This is a genomic window from Epilithonimonas pallida, from assembly GCF_900182975.1.
GTDB lineage: Bacteria > Bacteroidota > Bacteroidia > Flavobacteriales > Weeksellaceae > Epilithonimonas > Epilithonimonas pallida.
On sequence record NZ_FXUO01000002.1, the window covers coordinates 259,529 to 275,269 of the forward strand.

The 15,741-nt window shown below is 36.8% G+C and carries 14 protein-coding genes; 7 read left to right on the plus strand and 7 right to left on the minus strand.

Annotation, left to right across the window (positions count from 1 at the left end; genetic code table 11):
* The first annotated feature begins 1 nt into the window (after window position 1).
* The 4 genes from QOL71_RS04405 (at window position 2) to QOL71_RS04420 (ending at window position 3,880) form a co-directional block, all read left to right on the plus strand.
* Window positions 2–652 carry a hypothetical protein gene (locus tag QOL71_RS04405; protein WP_283415755.1) on the plus strand — a complete coding sequence of 217 codons (651 nt, stop codon included), beginning with the start codon at window positions 2–4 and terminating at the stop codon, window positions 650–652.
* A 14-nt stretch (window positions 653–666) separates the two neighbouring features.
* A complete protein-coding gene (locus tag QOL71_RS04410) occupies window positions 667–1,890 on the plus strand; it encodes a 3'-5' exonuclease (RefSeq protein ID WP_283415756.1) in 1,224 nt (407 codons plus the stop codon).
* Between the two features lie 219 nt (window positions 1,891–2,109).
* On the plus strand, window positions 2,110–3,309 hold the full coding sequence (gene lysA, locus QOL71_RS04415; RefSeq protein ID WP_283415757.1) for a diaminopimelate decarboxylase: 1,200 nt from the start codon (window positions 2,110–2,112) through the stop codon (window positions 3,307–3,309).
* A 64-nt stretch (window positions 3,310–3,373) separates the two neighbouring features.
* Window positions 3,374–3,880 carry an energy transducer TonB gene (locus tag QOL71_RS04420; RefSeq protein ID WP_283415758.1) on the plus strand — a complete coding sequence of 169 codons (507 nt, stop codon included), beginning with the start codon at window positions 3,374–3,376 and terminating at the stop codon, window positions 3,878–3,880.
* A gap of 160 nt (window positions 3,881–4,040) precedes the next feature.
* On the opposite strand, the gene QOL71_RS04425 is transcribed toward QOL71_RS04420, so the two are convergent.
* Both QOL71_RS04425 and surE read right to left on the minus strand, forming a co-directional pair.
* Complete coding sequence (locus QOL71_RS04425; RefSeq protein WP_283415759.1) at window positions 4,041–4,610, minus strand: Crp/Fnr family transcriptional regulator; 570 nt, start codon at window positions 4,608–4,610, stop codon at window positions 4,041–4,043.
* Between the two features lie 5 nt (window positions 4,611–4,615).
* The gene (gene surE / locus QOL71_RS04430; protein WP_283415760.1) at window positions 4,616–5,380 is read right to left on the minus strand and encodes a 5'/3'-nucleotidase SurE; all 765 of its coding nucleotides are present in this window, start codon (window positions 5,378–5,380) and stop codon (window positions 4,616–4,618) included.
* 173 nt (window positions 5,381–5,553) lie between these two features.
* Here surE and QOL71_RS04435 point away from each other — a divergent pair, with 173 nt between their 5' ends.
* The gene (locus QOL71_RS04435) at window positions 5,554–7,677 is read left to right on the plus strand and encodes a carboxy terminal-processing peptidase (protein ID WP_283415761.1); all 2,124 of its coding nucleotides are present in this window, start codon (window positions 5,554–5,556) and stop codon (window positions 7,675–7,677) included.
* A gap of 191 nt (window positions 7,678–7,868) precedes the next feature.
* Here QOL71_RS04435 and htpG read toward each other — a convergent pair whose 3' ends face one another.
* On the minus strand, window positions 7,869–9,758 hold the full coding sequence (gene htpG / locus QOL71_RS04440) for a molecular chaperone HtpG (RefSeq protein ID WP_283415762.1): 1,890 nt from the start codon (window positions 9,756–9,758) through the stop codon (window positions 7,869–7,871).
* Between the two features lie 415 nt (window positions 9,759–10,173).
* On the opposite strand from htpG, the gene scpA reads away from it, so the two are divergent.
* Window positions 10,174–12,300: a methylmalonyl-CoA mutase gene (scpA, locus tag QOL71_RS04445; RefSeq protein WP_283415763.1), complete on the plus strand. Its 2,127-nt coding sequence runs from the start codon at window positions 10,174–10,176 to the stop codon at window positions 12,298–12,300.
* A 103-nt stretch (window positions 12,301–12,403) separates the two neighbouring features.
* On the opposite strand, the gene QOL71_RS04450 is transcribed toward scpA, so the two are convergent.
* Window positions 12,404–12,694, minus strand: a complete 291-nt coding sequence (locus QOL71_RS04450) for a c-type cytochrome (protein WP_283415764.1) — start codon at window positions 12,692–12,694, stop codon at window positions 12,404–12,406.
* Between the two features lie 88 nt (window positions 12,695–12,782).
* Here QOL71_RS04450 and meaB point away from each other — a divergent pair, with 88 nt between their 5' ends.
* Window positions 12,783–13,769 (plus strand): methylmalonyl Co-A mutase-associated GTPase MeaB, encoded by a 987-nt coding sequence (meaB, locus tag QOL71_RS04455; protein ID WP_283415765.1) that lies wholly within the window; start codon window positions 12,783–12,785, stop codon window positions 13,767–13,769.
* Here the strand turns inward: meaB and QOL71_RS04460 are convergent, their stop codons facing one another.
* From QOL71_RS04460 to QOL71_RS04470, 3 genes are all read right to left on the minus strand, one after another.
* Window positions 13,770–14,285, minus strand: coding sequence for a DUF4251 domain-containing protein (locus QOL71_RS04460; RefSeq protein WP_283415766.1), 516 nt, complete (start codon window positions 14,283–14,285; stop codon window positions 13,770–13,772).
* Between the two features lie 67 nt (window positions 14,286–14,352).
* Window positions 14,353–15,453, minus strand: coding sequence for a glycosyltransferase (locus QOL71_RS04465; protein WP_283415767.1), 1,101 nt, complete (start codon window positions 15,451–15,453; stop codon window positions 14,353–14,355).
* A gap of 3 nt (window positions 15,454–15,456) precedes the next feature.
* The gene (locus tag QOL71_RS04470) at window positions 15,457–15,672 is read right to left on the minus strand and encodes a uroporphyrinogen decarboxylase (RefSeq protein ID WP_283415768.1); all 216 of its coding nucleotides are present in this window, start codon (window positions 15,670–15,672) and stop codon (window positions 15,457–15,459) included.
* Between the last annotated feature and the right edge of the window lie 69 nt (window positions 15,673–15,741).

Here is a 15,741-nt window from a genome sequence, read left to right on the forward strand (position 1 = left end):
AATGGATTATAAACTGATCGAGAAACTACAGACATTTTTGCCATTAGGTTATTTGTATCTAATAATCCTGGGAATCCTAAGAGATGGTGTATTTTTCTATATGTTAGGAATTAATTTCCTGAAATATTCTTCAATAATGGATATTTTGATAAGTCCTATCTCAGAATTGACCTCTCAGCCAATTATCTTATTGACAGTCACTTTCATGATTACAGGCTTCTTTTTTTATTATAATTTTCTTGCCAATAATAGCCATAAGAAATGGGTTCGTGATTCTATGGTAGCCAAAAAATATCTTAAAAAAAATCCTGGTTCGAGTGATCTCGACCTGAAAGTGCATATTAAAAAGCAAGTTTATTTTGCAATTGCGTTTATGATTTCTGCTTTCTTTCTGGGTGGCGGTGTTGGAACGGGGCTCAATGTAAAAGACAGAATTACAAATAATAAGCTAAAAATAAAACACAGGATTACCGATGATTCTGGAAATCAAAAAGATATTTATCTCATTGACTCCAATAGCGCTTATTTCTTTTATGTTGAGAAAGGAAGTAAGACAATTACAATCGTTCCGGTAGGTTCAATTAAAAAAATAGAGCTCATCAACAACAAAATGTTTGAGAAAGGAAATCTCTCAAGTTTCTTAACTTTGTAGAACGAAAAATGTAGATGTATTCAGTAATAGACATAGAAAGTAACGGAGCGCCTTTTAGAAAAGAAAGCATTATAGAAATTGCCATCTATCGGTTTGATGGTCACGAGATTACAGACCAATTCATCTCACTCGTTAATCCAGAAGATGAGATTTCCAGCTTTGTTCAAAAACTGACAGGAATTACACAGAAAATGGTAATTACTGCGCCTAAATTCCACGAGATTGCGAAACGTGTTGTGGAAATCACACAGGATTCTATATTGGTAGGACATAATATCGACTTCGATTACAGAATGCTTCGTCAATCATTCAAACGCCTTGGCTATGAATTCAAAATCAAAACTTTAGATACAATTCCGTTAGCTCAAAAACTGATTCCTGAGGAGAAAAGCTACTCTTTGAGCAAACTTTGCAAATCCATTGGGATCCCGTTGAGTGAAGCTCATCGTGCAAGTGGGGACGCGAGAGCAACTTTGGATTTATTTAAACTATTAATTATCAAAGACAAAAATAACGAAATCATCCAGTCGCAACAAGAAGAAAGCCTAGAGAAAGATTACATCAGTAAAGTTCAGATTCTAACGGAAGATCTGCCAAACGAAAGAGGAATTCTATATTTCCAAAACAGCGACGGGAAAATCATCTGTTCTGATGTTGTTGAAGACCTTTATAAGTCTGCCAAGAAAATTTTCGATTCCGATAAAGCGAAATATAAAAAAATCCAGGAAGAGACCGAGAAAATCTCTTATGAACTTACCGGCACGGATTTGATTGCCAAACTGATGATGCAAAATAAAGGCATCCAAAAAAGGCAACCACTGACTTTTGGACTGTTTTACAGAAAGAACAAATACATTCTTGAGAAAATTAAACTCCAGGAAGATAAACCCTTACTGAGATTCAAGAGTTTTACGCAAGGTTTGAAAGCCATTAATTATATCAAATCCAGAGAAGAACTGAAAGATTTGGCAGAACTTACTCAGAAAATCAATCTCAAAGGAAGGAATGAAATCTGGTCTTCATCCGGAAGAACTTTGGGCGAAAAATCATTTCTGGTTTTAGAGAAAGGCAAATTAACTGGTTTTGGTTTTTATGAATTATACCATCAGATTCAGTCATTGGGGAAAATCAAAAAGCTGATGTTGCCAGTTCCAAGATTTTCACAGGATTTGCAGAATGATTTGCAGTTGGCACTTTTGAGGAATGAATATGAGGTTTCTCCGCTTCCCGAGAAATAAAAATCAAACCAAAACATTGCAGGATTTACAGATAAACTCTAATTTTGCGAAAAATTTTAAACAAAGCAATGCAAATATTTAAGCAAAACAAAATCGGAAAAAAGGGAGCTGTAAGGTTCTCTAAGGTTTGGAATGTATAAAGAGTTGCATGCATAAGATATCTATTGCGGCAGACTCTTTTTATAAGAATCTGCCTTTTTATTTTTAAAAATCTAACTTATGACAAATCAGGACTTGCTGGCTATAGCAAAAGAATTCGGGACACCCGTTTATGTGTATGACGTTAATTCGATACGCGAACAATACGAAAAGCTGACTTCTTCCTTCTCGAAGAATACCAGATTTTTCTACGCAGCCAAAGCTTTAACCAATATCAACATCCTGAAATATGTCGAAAAGTTAGGTGCTTCTCTTGACTGTGTTTCTATCAACGAAGTTAAATTAGGATTGAAAGCAGGTTTTACCAATGACAGAATCCTTTTCACTCCAAACTGTGTTGACCTTGCAGAAATCGAGGAAGCAATGTCTCTGAATGTTCATATCAACATCGATAATATTTCGATTTTAGAACAATTTGGAAATAAATTCGGTGGTTCTTATCCGATTTTTGTGAGAATCAATCCCCATATCTTTGCCGGAGGAAATTATAAAATCTCAACCGGTCACATCGATTCCAAATTCGGAATTTCTATTCATCAGCTTCGTCATATCGAGCGTGTGATGAAATCTACCAACATCAATGTGGAAGGTCTTCATATGCACACGGGAAGCGAGATCAAGGACCCGGATGTTTTTCTCCAAGGTCTTGACATTATGTTCGAATTGGCAGAACATTTCCCGAATCTGAAATATCTTGATATGGGAAGCGGTTTCAAAGTTCCTTATCAAGACGGCGATTTGGAAACAGACGTAAAATCTCTTGGAAAAAAAGTCAACGCAGCAATCAAAAAACACGAAGAAACTTCTGGGAAAAAATTCCAGCTTTGGTTTGAACCTGGGAAATTCTTGGTTAGTAAAAGTGGCCATTTTTTGGTAAAATCTAATGTCATCAAACAAACAACAGCAACGGTTTTTGTAGGTGTTAATTCCGGATTTAATCATTTGATTCGTCCGATGTTCTACGATTCTTATCACATTATCGAGAATCTTTCTAATCCAAAAGGTCCGGAAAGAATCTATACTGTGGTTGGAAACATATGTGAGACGGATACTTTTGCCTGGGACAGAAAAATCAATGAAGTAAGAGAAGGTGATGTGATTGTCTTCAGAAACGCTGGAGCTTATGGTTTTGAAATGAGTTCGAATTTCAATTCCAGATTGAAACCTGCCGAAGTAATGTTCCTTGATGGAAAAGCTCATCTTATCAGAAAAAGAGATGAATTCGAAGATTTATTAAAAAATCAGATTGAAGTTTTGTAATTTGTTGCTAATCAGAACAGTTTTGGCATAAAATTTCATTCTAAAATCATATAAATCAAATACTATGAAATCATTACTATTTTCATTGAGCTTGCTGATCAGTTCATTGGCATTCGCTCAGAATAATGACGTTGAAGAATCTATGAACATCGATATTCCTATGATGGATACTTCTTCCAGCTCGGTAACTTATAACATTCGCGGGATTTATCAGATAAAAGATACTAATTGTAATCCTTCTCAATTTAACAGCCTAAGATATCCCGGCGGTACTGATGCATATATCAAAGACCTTAAAGAAAAATTACAACAAAATGTGAACTGGAACACTTATGCTGTTAACGGATTGTTCTTTGTGAAACTGGATATTACCAAAGATGGTGTTCTTTCCAAAGTTGAAGCCGGACCAAAAGTACCAAACAGTGAGCCTTTCCTTAGAGATTTAAAAGACGCTGCAACCAAGGTTAATAAGACCTGGATTCCCGCAAAATGTAATGGCAAACCGGTAGATTCTAAAGCAATTCTTAAGATCGATTTTTCATCGATGACTTATGACAATGCCTTTAATTAATCTGAAAATAATAGACTTATAAACCCATCTAAAAGCAAAATATATCAATAAAAAAAAGCGTTCGGAGTTATCTGAACGCTTCTTTTTCCTTCATTTGGATTTTCATGTGTTATTTTATGCAAATCTAGAGTTTATTTACATCAAATAAAATGAACCACGGTTAAGAAATTCGTCTTCTTATTCTGCTGAGAGCCTGTGGTGTTATACCCATATAAGAAGCGATATGTTTTAATGGGATTTTTTGGAATAGATCAGGCTGGTCTTTCATTAGCTTGAGATATCTCTCTTCTGCTGTATCACTTAGAAAAGAGAATTCTCTATTCAGTTTTTCTACATAAAGTGTTTCCACAGTCAGTCTTCCCACAAGATTACCTACAGCCTGAGATCTATAGATCTCCTGTAAGTCATCGTAATGGATCTGCCAGACAACCATATCCGTTAGTGCTTCTATGTCACATCTGGATGGTGTGCGTTGGGTGAAAGAATCATAGGCGGTAAGAAACTGATGCTGAAATACAAACCTTATAGTCAGTTCTTTATTTTCTTTATTAAAAAAAAGTCTTGCTGCACCGGTTTCTACGAAAGAAAGGTAATTGTCAACTTCTCCTTTTTTGAGAATAATATCTTTTTTCTTGTATTCTTTTCTGACATTTTTTTCCACAAAAGGTTTCCAGTTTTCTTCTGTGAGCGGAATATTTTTAGAAAGCAGATATTGTCTTATAAACTCCATTCAGATTATTTATAGATTGAATCCAATTCCCGCATATACTCATAAGCCGTCAGATCAAATTTTACAGGAACAATGCTTATATATCCGTTTGCCAATGCTGTTTCGTCAGCATCTTCGGATTCATCCATATTATTGAAGTAGCCTGTCAGCCAGTAATATTTTCTTCCGTGGGGATTCACTCTTTCGTCAAAACTTTCCTCCCATTTGGCATTCGCCTGTTTGCAGACCTTGATACCCTTGATTTCTTCTTTGTTCAGTTTCGGAATATTAACATTCAGAACGATGCCTTTTGGCATTGGGTTTTCCAGCGTTTTAAGAACGATATCTCTGATAAATTCTTCTGCCTGATCAAAGTCCGCTTCCCATTTCAAATCAGAAAGAGAAAATCCGATAGCCTGTAAACCTTCCACTCCGGCTTCTACAGCCGCACTCATCGTCCCGGAATAGATAACATTGATGGACGAATTCGCACCATGATTGATGCCTGAAACTACCAAATCCGGTCTTCTAGGAAGTATTTTATCCAGAGCCATTTTCACACAATCCACAGGTGTTCCGGAACAGGAAAAATCTTTTTGAGGACCATCAAGATTCAGCTCTTCGAAGCTTAAAGTAGAATTGATGGTGATTGCGTGGCCTTTTCCACTTTGCGGAGAATTGGGTGCAACAACTACTACTTCCCCAATTTTGTTCATTATGCTGATTAATTTTCTAATTCCTGGTGCTGTGATTCCGTCATCATTGGTTACCAATATCAATGGTCTGCTCATAAATTTTCGTTTTATATTTTTTCTTTTTTTGACGATTTTTCAAAAATCACTCAAAATTAACCAATTTATAATACTTTAATTAAAATAAGGTGTTAAATTTGGTTTCGTTTTTGAATATCTTCGTAACATTCAAAACGAACCAAATACTAATCCAAGTACAGATTTAAAATTATATGTTCAAAAAAATCAAGTTAAAGAAACTCTTGATGTTTGCGCCGCTGATGACGCTTATGTTCTGTTTCAACTCTCCACAAAATGATGATGAAAAAATGCAGACCATTATGGTCAGCGTGAAAAATACACTTTCATATCTTCATTACAGCCCAAAACCAATTAATGATGCCTATTCACAAGATGTTTATGATAAATATTTTGAAAGCGTAGATGCTTCAAAAAGATATTTTCTGCAGTCTGATATGGACGAATTTAAGAAGCATTATACCAAGCTGGATGATTACCTTAACCAAGGAAATCTTATTTTCTACAAATTAACGGTTGACCGTCTTTATCAGCGTGTTGACGATATTGATAAAATGACTCAGGATATTTTTTCTAAACCGATCAATTTGAACGAAGACGAAGAATTAATCATCGAACCAAAAAAAAGAACAAATCCTGCTGATGCAAAGCAACAGTACAATGAATGGAAAAAATATATCAAATATAATATCCTTCAGGAGATTGAAACACTGAATAGCAAAGAAGAGGCTCAAAAAAAGAAAAAAGATTCTGTGGTTAATAATAAGCTGAAAGACACTATAAAATACGAACCGCTTTCTGCTGAGAAAAAGCGTGAAAAGGCAACTGCTGAAGTAAAAGATTTGATTACCGATTCTTTCAGAAGATTCAAGAAAAGAAAGAAAATGGATTGGTTCTCAGTTTATATGAATGCATATACCGAAGTTTTTGACCCGCATACCAATTACTTTTCGCCAAAAAACAAGGAAGAATTTGATATGCAATTTACCGGGAAGGTGATTGGCATCGGTGCTTTGATTCAGGAAAAAAGAGGTTATCTCTATCTGGGTGAGTTGACAATAGGCGCACCAGCCTGGAAATCAAAACAATTGACTTCCGGTGATAAAATCCTTAAAGTCAAATCCAAACCGAACGAAGAACCTGTGAATGTTGTCGGAATGTTGTCTGATGAGGCAGTTCGGCTAATCCGGGGTGAAAAAGGAACACCTGTAACCTTAACAGTTGAAAAAAAGGATAAAACCATCAAAGAGGTGACAATGATCCGAGAAGAAGTGACCATAGAAGATACTTTCGCAAGAAGTATTGTTGTTAATTCTAAAAACGGTAAAAAATACGGCTTCATCTACTTGCCAAGTTTTAATGTAGAATTTGAAAAAGAAAACGGTGGAAGGAATGCATCGGATGATATCAAAGCTGAATTAATCAAGCTAAAGAAAGAAAATGTAGAAGGTATTATCCTTGATTTGAGAAGCAATGGTGGCGGCTCTTTGACAGAAGTTGGTGACATCATGGGATTATTTATGAATTCCGGCCCTTATGTTCAGGTAAAAGACAGCCGTGGAAAAATCCAGGTTTTGACTGATAAATCCAATCAACCGGTTTGGACAGGCCCACTTGTGATTATGCAGAACGAATTGTCTGCATCGGCTTCAGAAATCCTTGCAGGAGCTATGCAGGATTATGGCAGAGCTGCTGTCATCGGTTCGCCAAGCTCTTTCGGGAAAGGAACTGTTCAGACGTTTGTGGAACTTAACAGGTTCCTGAACACCAATGATGACTTTGGCGCTTTAAAATTGACAATTCAAAAATTCTATAGAGTTTCCGGGGAATCGACTCAGAGGAAAGGCGTGGAAGCTGACCTTAAAATGAAGGATTTCTTCTCATATGCAGAAGTGGGAGAACGTTTTGACCAGTTTGCTTTGCCTTGGGACAAAATCGAAGCCACGAACTATAAAAAATTAACGGGATTAAATGTCCCTCAATTGCAGGCAGAACTGGACAAACAGTTGGTAAACAACAACAATTACAAGTTGTTACAGGAATCCGCCGAGTGGAAAGAAGCGCTTGACAAGGAAGAGACTATTCCATTGAACCAGGCCAAATTCAATGAGCTGATGAAAACACGTAAAGCACAAATCGAAAAGTTTAAAGGTTTGGATAAATTCAATAACGGACTGAAATTTACCCTTCACACAGACGAAGCGGAAAGAATCAAAAAAGACGAAGCGTTTGCCAAGAAAACAGAAAACTGGAGAAAGAATCTTGAAAGAGATTTCTATTTGGAAGAAACAGTAGATGTACTTTCGAAGATCAAATAATAAAAAAGGAACTCAGATTTGAGTTCCTTTTTGTTTGAAAATTTAATGATATTTAATATTTACGTTAGAAATTAATTAGTCAAAAATAATTAAGGGTAACGACAAAACTTGACGTAATAAATTCTATCTCAAAATAAAAAACCACCATAGTCATTCTATGATGGTTTCCAAAATATTTATTTCCTTAAGTTTTACTTCAAACTTTCAAAACTACGTTTGATAAAATCCGTCAGCTCTTTTCCTTTCAAAAGATTTTGAGACAATTTTGCCAAATCCAAAGCCTGATTGATCATCGCTTTTTTCTCATCAGCATTATCCTTCTTCAATAATTCTCCGGCAAAATCTGAGTTAGAATTCACAACCAGATTATACATCTCCGGGAAACCGCCCATTGCAAACATTCCGCTACCGCCGGTTGACTGCATATCCTTCATTCTGCGGAAAAACTCCGGCTGAGTCAATGTAAACGGCGCATCCGTAGAATCCAAATCCTCTAACTGAACCGTAAACTTCTTGTCATTGATCGATTCTTCAATTTCTTTCTTCAAAGTCTCTTTATCCGAATCATTTAGTTTAGCAATTACCGGCTCATCTTTTTTGATGAGATTATTGATATGGTCTGCATCCACTCTTGCAAAAGAAACGTTCTCTTTAGAAGCTTCCAGTTTCTGAATCAGGTGCGGAACAATCGGAGAATCTAATAATAGAACGTCATAGCCCTTTTCTTTCGCCGATTCTATATAACTGTGTTGCTCGTCAGCATTAGACGCATAAAGAACAATTGTTTTTCCGTCTTTGTCCGTCTGGTTTGGCTTGATTTTGTCGATCAGATCATTCCAAAGATAATACGTTCCGTCAGTCGTTGGATAAAGCGCAAACTTGTCGGATTTTTCATAGAATTTATCTTCCGAAATCATTCCGTACTCAATCACAATCTTGATGTCATTCCATTTCTTTTCATAATCTTCGCGATTGTCATTAATCAAAGAAACCATTTTGTCCGCCACCTTTTTCGTGATGTAAGAAGAGATTTTCTTCACTGCGCCATCAGCCTGCAAGTACGAACGAGAAACATTCAGCGGAATATCCGGAGAATCAATCACCCCCCTCAACAACATCAAGAAATCCGGGACAATTCCCTTAACCTCATCCGTCACAAAAACCTGGTTTTGATACAGCTGAATTTTATCTTTCTCAATATTCAGGTTGTTTCCTAATTTCGGAAAGAACAAAACTCCGGTCAGATTGAAAGGATAATCCACATTCAGGTGGATATGGAACAAAGGCTCTTCAAACTGCATCGGATACAGTTCGTGATAGAATTTCACATAATCCTCATTGGTCAGGTCACTTGGCGCAATTGTCCATGCAGGATGTGGATTATTAATGATGTTATCAATTTCCACTTCTTCCGGTTTCGTTCCTTCCGGCGCGTTTTCCGGAAGAGGAAGCTGTTCTTTTTTAGTTCCGAATTTAATCGGAATTTGATTAAACTTATTATATTTTGTCAGCAATTCTCGGATTCTGAAATCTTCCAAAAATTCTGTCGAATCCTCTGCGATATGAAGCACGATTTCCGTTCCTCTGTCAGATTTATCAATTTCTTCCAATGTATATTCCGGACTTCCGTCACAAATCCAACGAACTGCTTTCGCATCTTCCTTGTAAGATTTCGTTAGGATTTCCACCTTTTCTGCCACCATGAACGCAGAATAAAATCCTAGACCAAAATGTCCGATTATTCCAGCATCTTTAGCAGAATCCTTATATTTCTCCAAGAATTCCTCCGCTCCGGAAAATGCCACCTGATTGATATACTTTTCAACTTCCTCGCCAGTCATCCCGATTCCCTGATCTTTGATCGTCAGCGTTTTCGCATCTTTATCAATCTTCACTTCAATCATAGGATTGCCGTACTCCACTTTTGCTTCACCAATAGTTGTCAGATGTTTCAGCTTTGTTGTTGCATCTGTTGCGTTGGAAATCAATTCACGAAGAAAAATCTCGTGGTCGCTGTAAAGAAACTTTTTAATCAGCGGAAAAATATTCTCCACCGACACATTAATACTTCCTGTTGCCATATTTATTTTAAATTTTATTATTAGTATTCAACTCAAAATCCCGAATCAGAATCATTTATCAATCATAAATTATCAATAATGATTCGGGCGACTGCCAAAAGCCTAGACTTTTCCGGGCTATTTTGTCACCGGGCTATCCGTTGCAATCTTTTGCTTTTTAAAACATTTGTCATTCTGAACGAAGTGAAGAATCTAAAAAGCAAAAGGATTTCCACTACTATCCCTGTCGCAGCTTCGCCTTCGATCAACTTTCTCAAAAAAAAGACCATCAAAAAAATAATGACAAATTGTCGCTTGGAAAAACCACAAAGGTCGTTTTCAAAAACTTAAATAAACCTTTGAAAAAACTTTGCGTCTTTGTGGTTAAAACAATTTTTAAAAATTCATACATTTACTTTCATCAAGAAAAAGCAAGATGCGCTACAAAATAAAAAATCAAAACCCTGATTTTCAAAACATTGAATTAAATTCCTATTCAGAAAATTATTCGTTTGAAAAAGACGGTTTGGAACTAAAATCAAAATATGCTGCAGAAGATGTTAAAAATAAAGAATTAACACAGACTTCCCCGGGAATTGCGCCTTATCTAAGAGGTCCGTATTCTACGATGTATGTTCAGAAACCTTGGACGATTCGTCAGTATGCAGGCTTTTCCACAGCAGAAGAATCCAATGCATTTTACAGAAGAAACTTGGCTGCCGGACAAAAAGGACTTTCAGTAGCCTTTGATTTAGCGACACACAGAGGTTATGATTCAGACCATGCGAGAGTTGTAGGAGACGTTGGAAAAGCCGGTGTTGCGATTGATTCCGTGGAGGATATGAAAATTTTATTTAATGAAATTCCATTAGATCAGATTTCCGTTTCCATGACGATGAATGGTGCAGTTTTGCCAATTTTGTCTTTTTATATTGTGGCTGCAGAAGAGCAGGGCGTTTCCCAGGATTTACTTTCAGGAACGATTCAGAATGATATTTTGAAGGAATTTATGGTGAGAAATACCTACATTTATCCACCTGCGCCTTCTATGAAGATCATTGCAGATATTTTCGAATATACTTCTCAGAATATTCCGAAGTTCAACTCCATCTCAATTTCAGGATATCACATGCAGGAAGCCGGAGCAACACCGGTTCTGGAAATGGCGTACACTTTAGCAGACGGTTTGGAATATGTAAGAACAGGAATAAAAGCAGGAATGAATGTCGATGATTTTGCACCAAGATTATCTTTCTTTTGGGCAATCGGAATGAATCACTTCATGGAAATCGCAAAAATGCGTGCTGCAAGATATATTTGGGCCAATTTGTTGAAACAATTCAATCCCCAGAATCCAAAATCTTTAGCGCTAAGAACCCATTCCCAAACTTCGGGTTGGTCTTTAACGGAGCAGGAACCTTTCAACAATATTACAAGAACGGCAATTGAAGCCTTATCTTCAGCGTTGGGAGGAACTCAGTCACTTCACACCAATGCCTTGGATGAAGCGATTGCACTTCCAACAGATTATTCGGCGAAAATCGCGAGAAATACACAGATCATCCTTCAGCAGGAAAGTGGGATCTGCGATGTGGTAGATCCGATGGGCGGAAGCAATCTGGTTGAATCTCTTACACAGCAGATGATCGAAGAAGCCATGAAATACATTGATGAGGTTGAGCAGGAAGGCGGAATGACAAAAGCCATCGAAGCCGGAATTCCGAAGATGAGAATTGAGGAAGCGGCAGCGAGAAAACAGGCAAAAATCGACAGTGGCGAAGAATTTATCATCGGGGTAAATTCATTCAAATCAGATTTAAAACAGGACGAAATCGAGATCTTAGATATTGATAATACGGAAGTTCGGAGAAAACAGATCGAAAGATTAAATAAAATAAAAGAAGAGAGAAATTCTGAAGCGGTTGAACAGATCTTAAATGAAATCAGAGAATCTGCAAAAACAGGCAAAGGAAATCTTCTTGCATTGTGCATCGAAGCGGCTCGAAGAAGAGTAACGTTGGGTGAAATGAGTGATGCTATGGAAGAAAGTTTCGGAAGATATAAAGCCAACATTAGAACTATTTCAGGAGTTTACGCTATGAATGCAGGAAAGAACGAATATTTTGAAAAAGCCCTGAATCTTACTCAGAAATTTGAAGAAGAAGAAGGTCGCCGTCCGAGATTAATGGTTGCTAAAATGGGGCAGGACGGTCATGACAGGGGAGCAAAAGTAGTAGCAACAGCCTTTGCGGATATGGGATTTGATGTCGATGTAGCGCCGCTATTCCAGACTCCGGAAGAAGTGGCAAAACAGGCTGTTGAGAACGATATTCACATTTTGGGAGTTTCATCTTTGGCAGCAGGTCACAAAACTCTGGTTCCGCAGGTTGTTGAAGAATTGAAAAAACTCGGGGCGGATGATATCACGATTGTGGTGGGCGGAGTAATTCCGCAACAGGATTATGAATTCCTCTACGCCAACGGAGCCGATTTTATTTTTGGCCCGGGAACGAATCTTCCGAAGTGTGCGGTCGATATTTTGGAGAAATTTTTAGGATCTTAGAAAATTTGATATCCGAATACAAGTGCCATATTTGTAAAGTTTGAAAGATATTCTACAAGAAAAAGGAAACCATTGATTGGTTTCCTTTAGTTTAATTTCAATATTATTTCTTCGCATTAACCGTTACATAAGCCAGAACCCAATTGGTTTCTTCCGGGTTCAGTTTCGCTTTCGGTGCCATTCTTGCGATGATTTTATTCCATTGTTCCGGCGTGTGGTCAGAAGCTTCCGGAAGCCCGTGGCATTTGCCACAACGTTGGTCAAATACGGTTTTACCTTTAGTCACGTATTCTGCGCTAGTGTTGATGGAAGCCGTTGAGGTCGTCACTGTTTTTGTTGTACAAGAGTAGATAATTGCGCCTACAAAACATAAGGCATATATCGTTTTTTTCATATTTTTGGATTTTATTCTTATCAAAAATAGAAAATATAAGATTCCGAAAATTACCTAACTCCTAATTTGTAATAATTCCAAATTCCCAATGAACAAATCAATCAGTTTACAAGATTACATCAACGGAATCAAATCTTCTGATAAAAGAATTTTGGGAAAAGCCATTACATTGATTGAAAGTAAAAAGCCTGAACATCGGGAAATTGCCGATCAGTTACTGAAGGAAATTTTGCCATTCACAGGAAAATCTGTCCGGGTTGGAATTACAGGTGTTCCCGGCGCTGGCAAATCAACCTTCATAGAAAGCTTTGGAAAATATGCTATCAAACAAGGAAAAAAAGTCGCTGTTCTGGCGATTGATCCAAGTTCCTCGATCAACAAAGGCAGTATTCTTGGCGACAAAACCAGAATGGAAGAGTTGGCAAAAGACCCAAACGCATTTATCCGGCCAAGTCCGAGCTCCGGATTTCTTGGTGGAATTGCGAATACGACTTTTGAAAGTCTTTTGATTTGCGAAGCCGCAGGTTTTGATTATATCCTGATAGAAACCGTTGGTGTTGGACAAAGTGAAACTTTGGTGAATGATATTACCGACGTTTTTCTTTTTCTGAAAGTCATCGGAACCGGTGATGAGTTACAGGGTATTAAACGCGGAATAATGGAAATGGCAGATTTGATTTTCATTAATAAAGTTAATTCCGAGAATCTATCTAAGGCTAAAATGACAAAAACCGAACTCACAAGAGCTTTACAATTCATTACTCCGAAAGAAAAAGACTGGAAAATTCCGGTGATTTTGGGTTCGGCTTTGGAGAAAACAGGATTGGATGAAATCTATAATAAAATCGAGAATTATATCACGTTAAAAACTAAAAACGGGACTTTTTTTGAAACCAGAAAAAAACAGGCTCAGAAGCGCTTCGAATTTTGGGTGAGAGAGTATATTCTTGAGAAAGCTAAAAATGATCTCCTTCTTGCCAATTCTTTCCAGGAACATAAAAAAAATGCTTCAGAACTTTTATCTAACCCAAGTTCCGAAGCCAGTGAATTTGTTAAAAAATTATTTGGAAACTAATTACTTTGGAGCCGAAATATTCCCGTCAAAGCTGATTGGCTGCCTGTTATTGGATTGAATCGACAGAAATGCACTCCCGTTTTTGAAAATTTCCAGATTGAAAACATAATTTTCTCTTTGATCATTGGGCGTAATTACCAATAGTGTATTTCCTTTTTTACTTGTGGATTGTTTCACCGTGAATTCTTTAGATTCGAAAGTCAAACCACCTTTTGTAGCATCGCCAGGATTAACATTAAAAGCTCTTCCAAAATAAGGTAAAGCAACACTAAACAAATTTTTTTTCAGATTGAATCCATAGCCAGGATCAAGATTCAAAAGCCGGGTTCCCGTAGAACCAGGTATTGAGTTCATTACATTAATAACGTCATAATTGGTTGGAAATGCTCTTGTAGCATTGAAATCAAACTCTTTTTTTTCTACAACAGAACTCAGCGTCGTAGGGTCAAGATATATTTGTGTACTGCAGCTCAATAGAGAAAAAACAGCTACAACCATTATTACAAAAGATTTCATAATAGATATTTTATTGGATTGAATCAAAAACTGTACAACTTAGATTTTGAAATTACTACAAAGTTAATTATTGAAGAATTTCCTTGCTGGCATCTGCAAAGATTTTTAGAATCTTTTCTTCTTGATTTTCCCAGCAGAGCTCATCCGCAGCCACATTGAGATTGTATAAATAAGATGCTTTCCCTTTTTCCAAAACTGTGTTCAGTTTCTCCGCAAGATGTTCGGGAGAATGATTTTCTATGATTTCTCCAACACCGAAAGTATTCACAATATTCTTCATTTCCGGAAAATCTGATACGACAACGGGAACTCTGGATTGGATGTAATCTGAAATTTTGTTGGGTAAAGAATAGTAATAACTCAGTCCATTATTTTCTTCGATGCTGATCCCTACATCAGCCTTTGGCGTCAATTTGCGAAGATCTTCCGGATGAAGTTTTCCAAGAAATTTAACTTTATCCGAAACATTAGCATGATTAGCAATTTCTTTGAATTCTTTTTCCATTGGACCGCCGCCGGCAATCCAAAGTTCTGCATTGTTAATCGATTGCATTGCAAGAATGGCTTTATCAATACCTCGCGAATAATTGAGCCAGCCTTGGTAAAGAATAATTTTGGGAGAATTTTCATTCGCTCCATTAAATTCTAATTTCTTCGGAAAATTTTTCACAACAACAGGTTTATTAATCCTATATTCTTTTACAAACCAGTTGGCATAGGAATCACTTGCCGTTATCATCCTTTTAATTTTTGGAATAAAAGTGCTTTCGATTTTTTTCCACACACTTTTCACCCAGCGGCCCTGGATTGTCGGCATTTCTGTAAAAATCTCATGGCTGTCAAAAACCAAAGGAATTCCCAATTTTTTAGAAATGAGATAATTTGGCATTATTGTTTCCAGATCATTAGCTAGCAAAATGGTCTTATTGTCAGCATATTTTTTGATTTCCTGATAGAGTTTCCGTTGAAATTCTATATATGCAAATCTCAATTTTTTAGATTTTAAAGAAATCCTAACAAAAGGATACGGACGCTGCATTGCCGGATCACCTAACCAATTATTTCCGATCAGAATTGGTTGATAACCGTTATCGTAAAGCGTTTTACAAACCTTTTCAACACGTTGGTCTGTATACAGATTATTAAAAACGCTTACAATAACTCTCATCTTTTAATCGTTTTTTATTAGATGATAAATCTGAACCAATGCCAGGACAGCATTCGGTATAATAATCGGCCAAAGCATTCCGCTGTATATCCCATAGATTACAAAGCAGATACAGCCCAGAAGATTGATCATACGGATCATTTTAATTTGTTTTAATAAAAAGCTTCCAACCACAAATGCGGAAGCCAGGTAACCGACATATTCTGCCCAATTGTTCATGTATTGATTTTTTGAGGACTACAAACCTAAACATTTTTTTGAAGCAACAAAAAAAATTAATGTCATAAA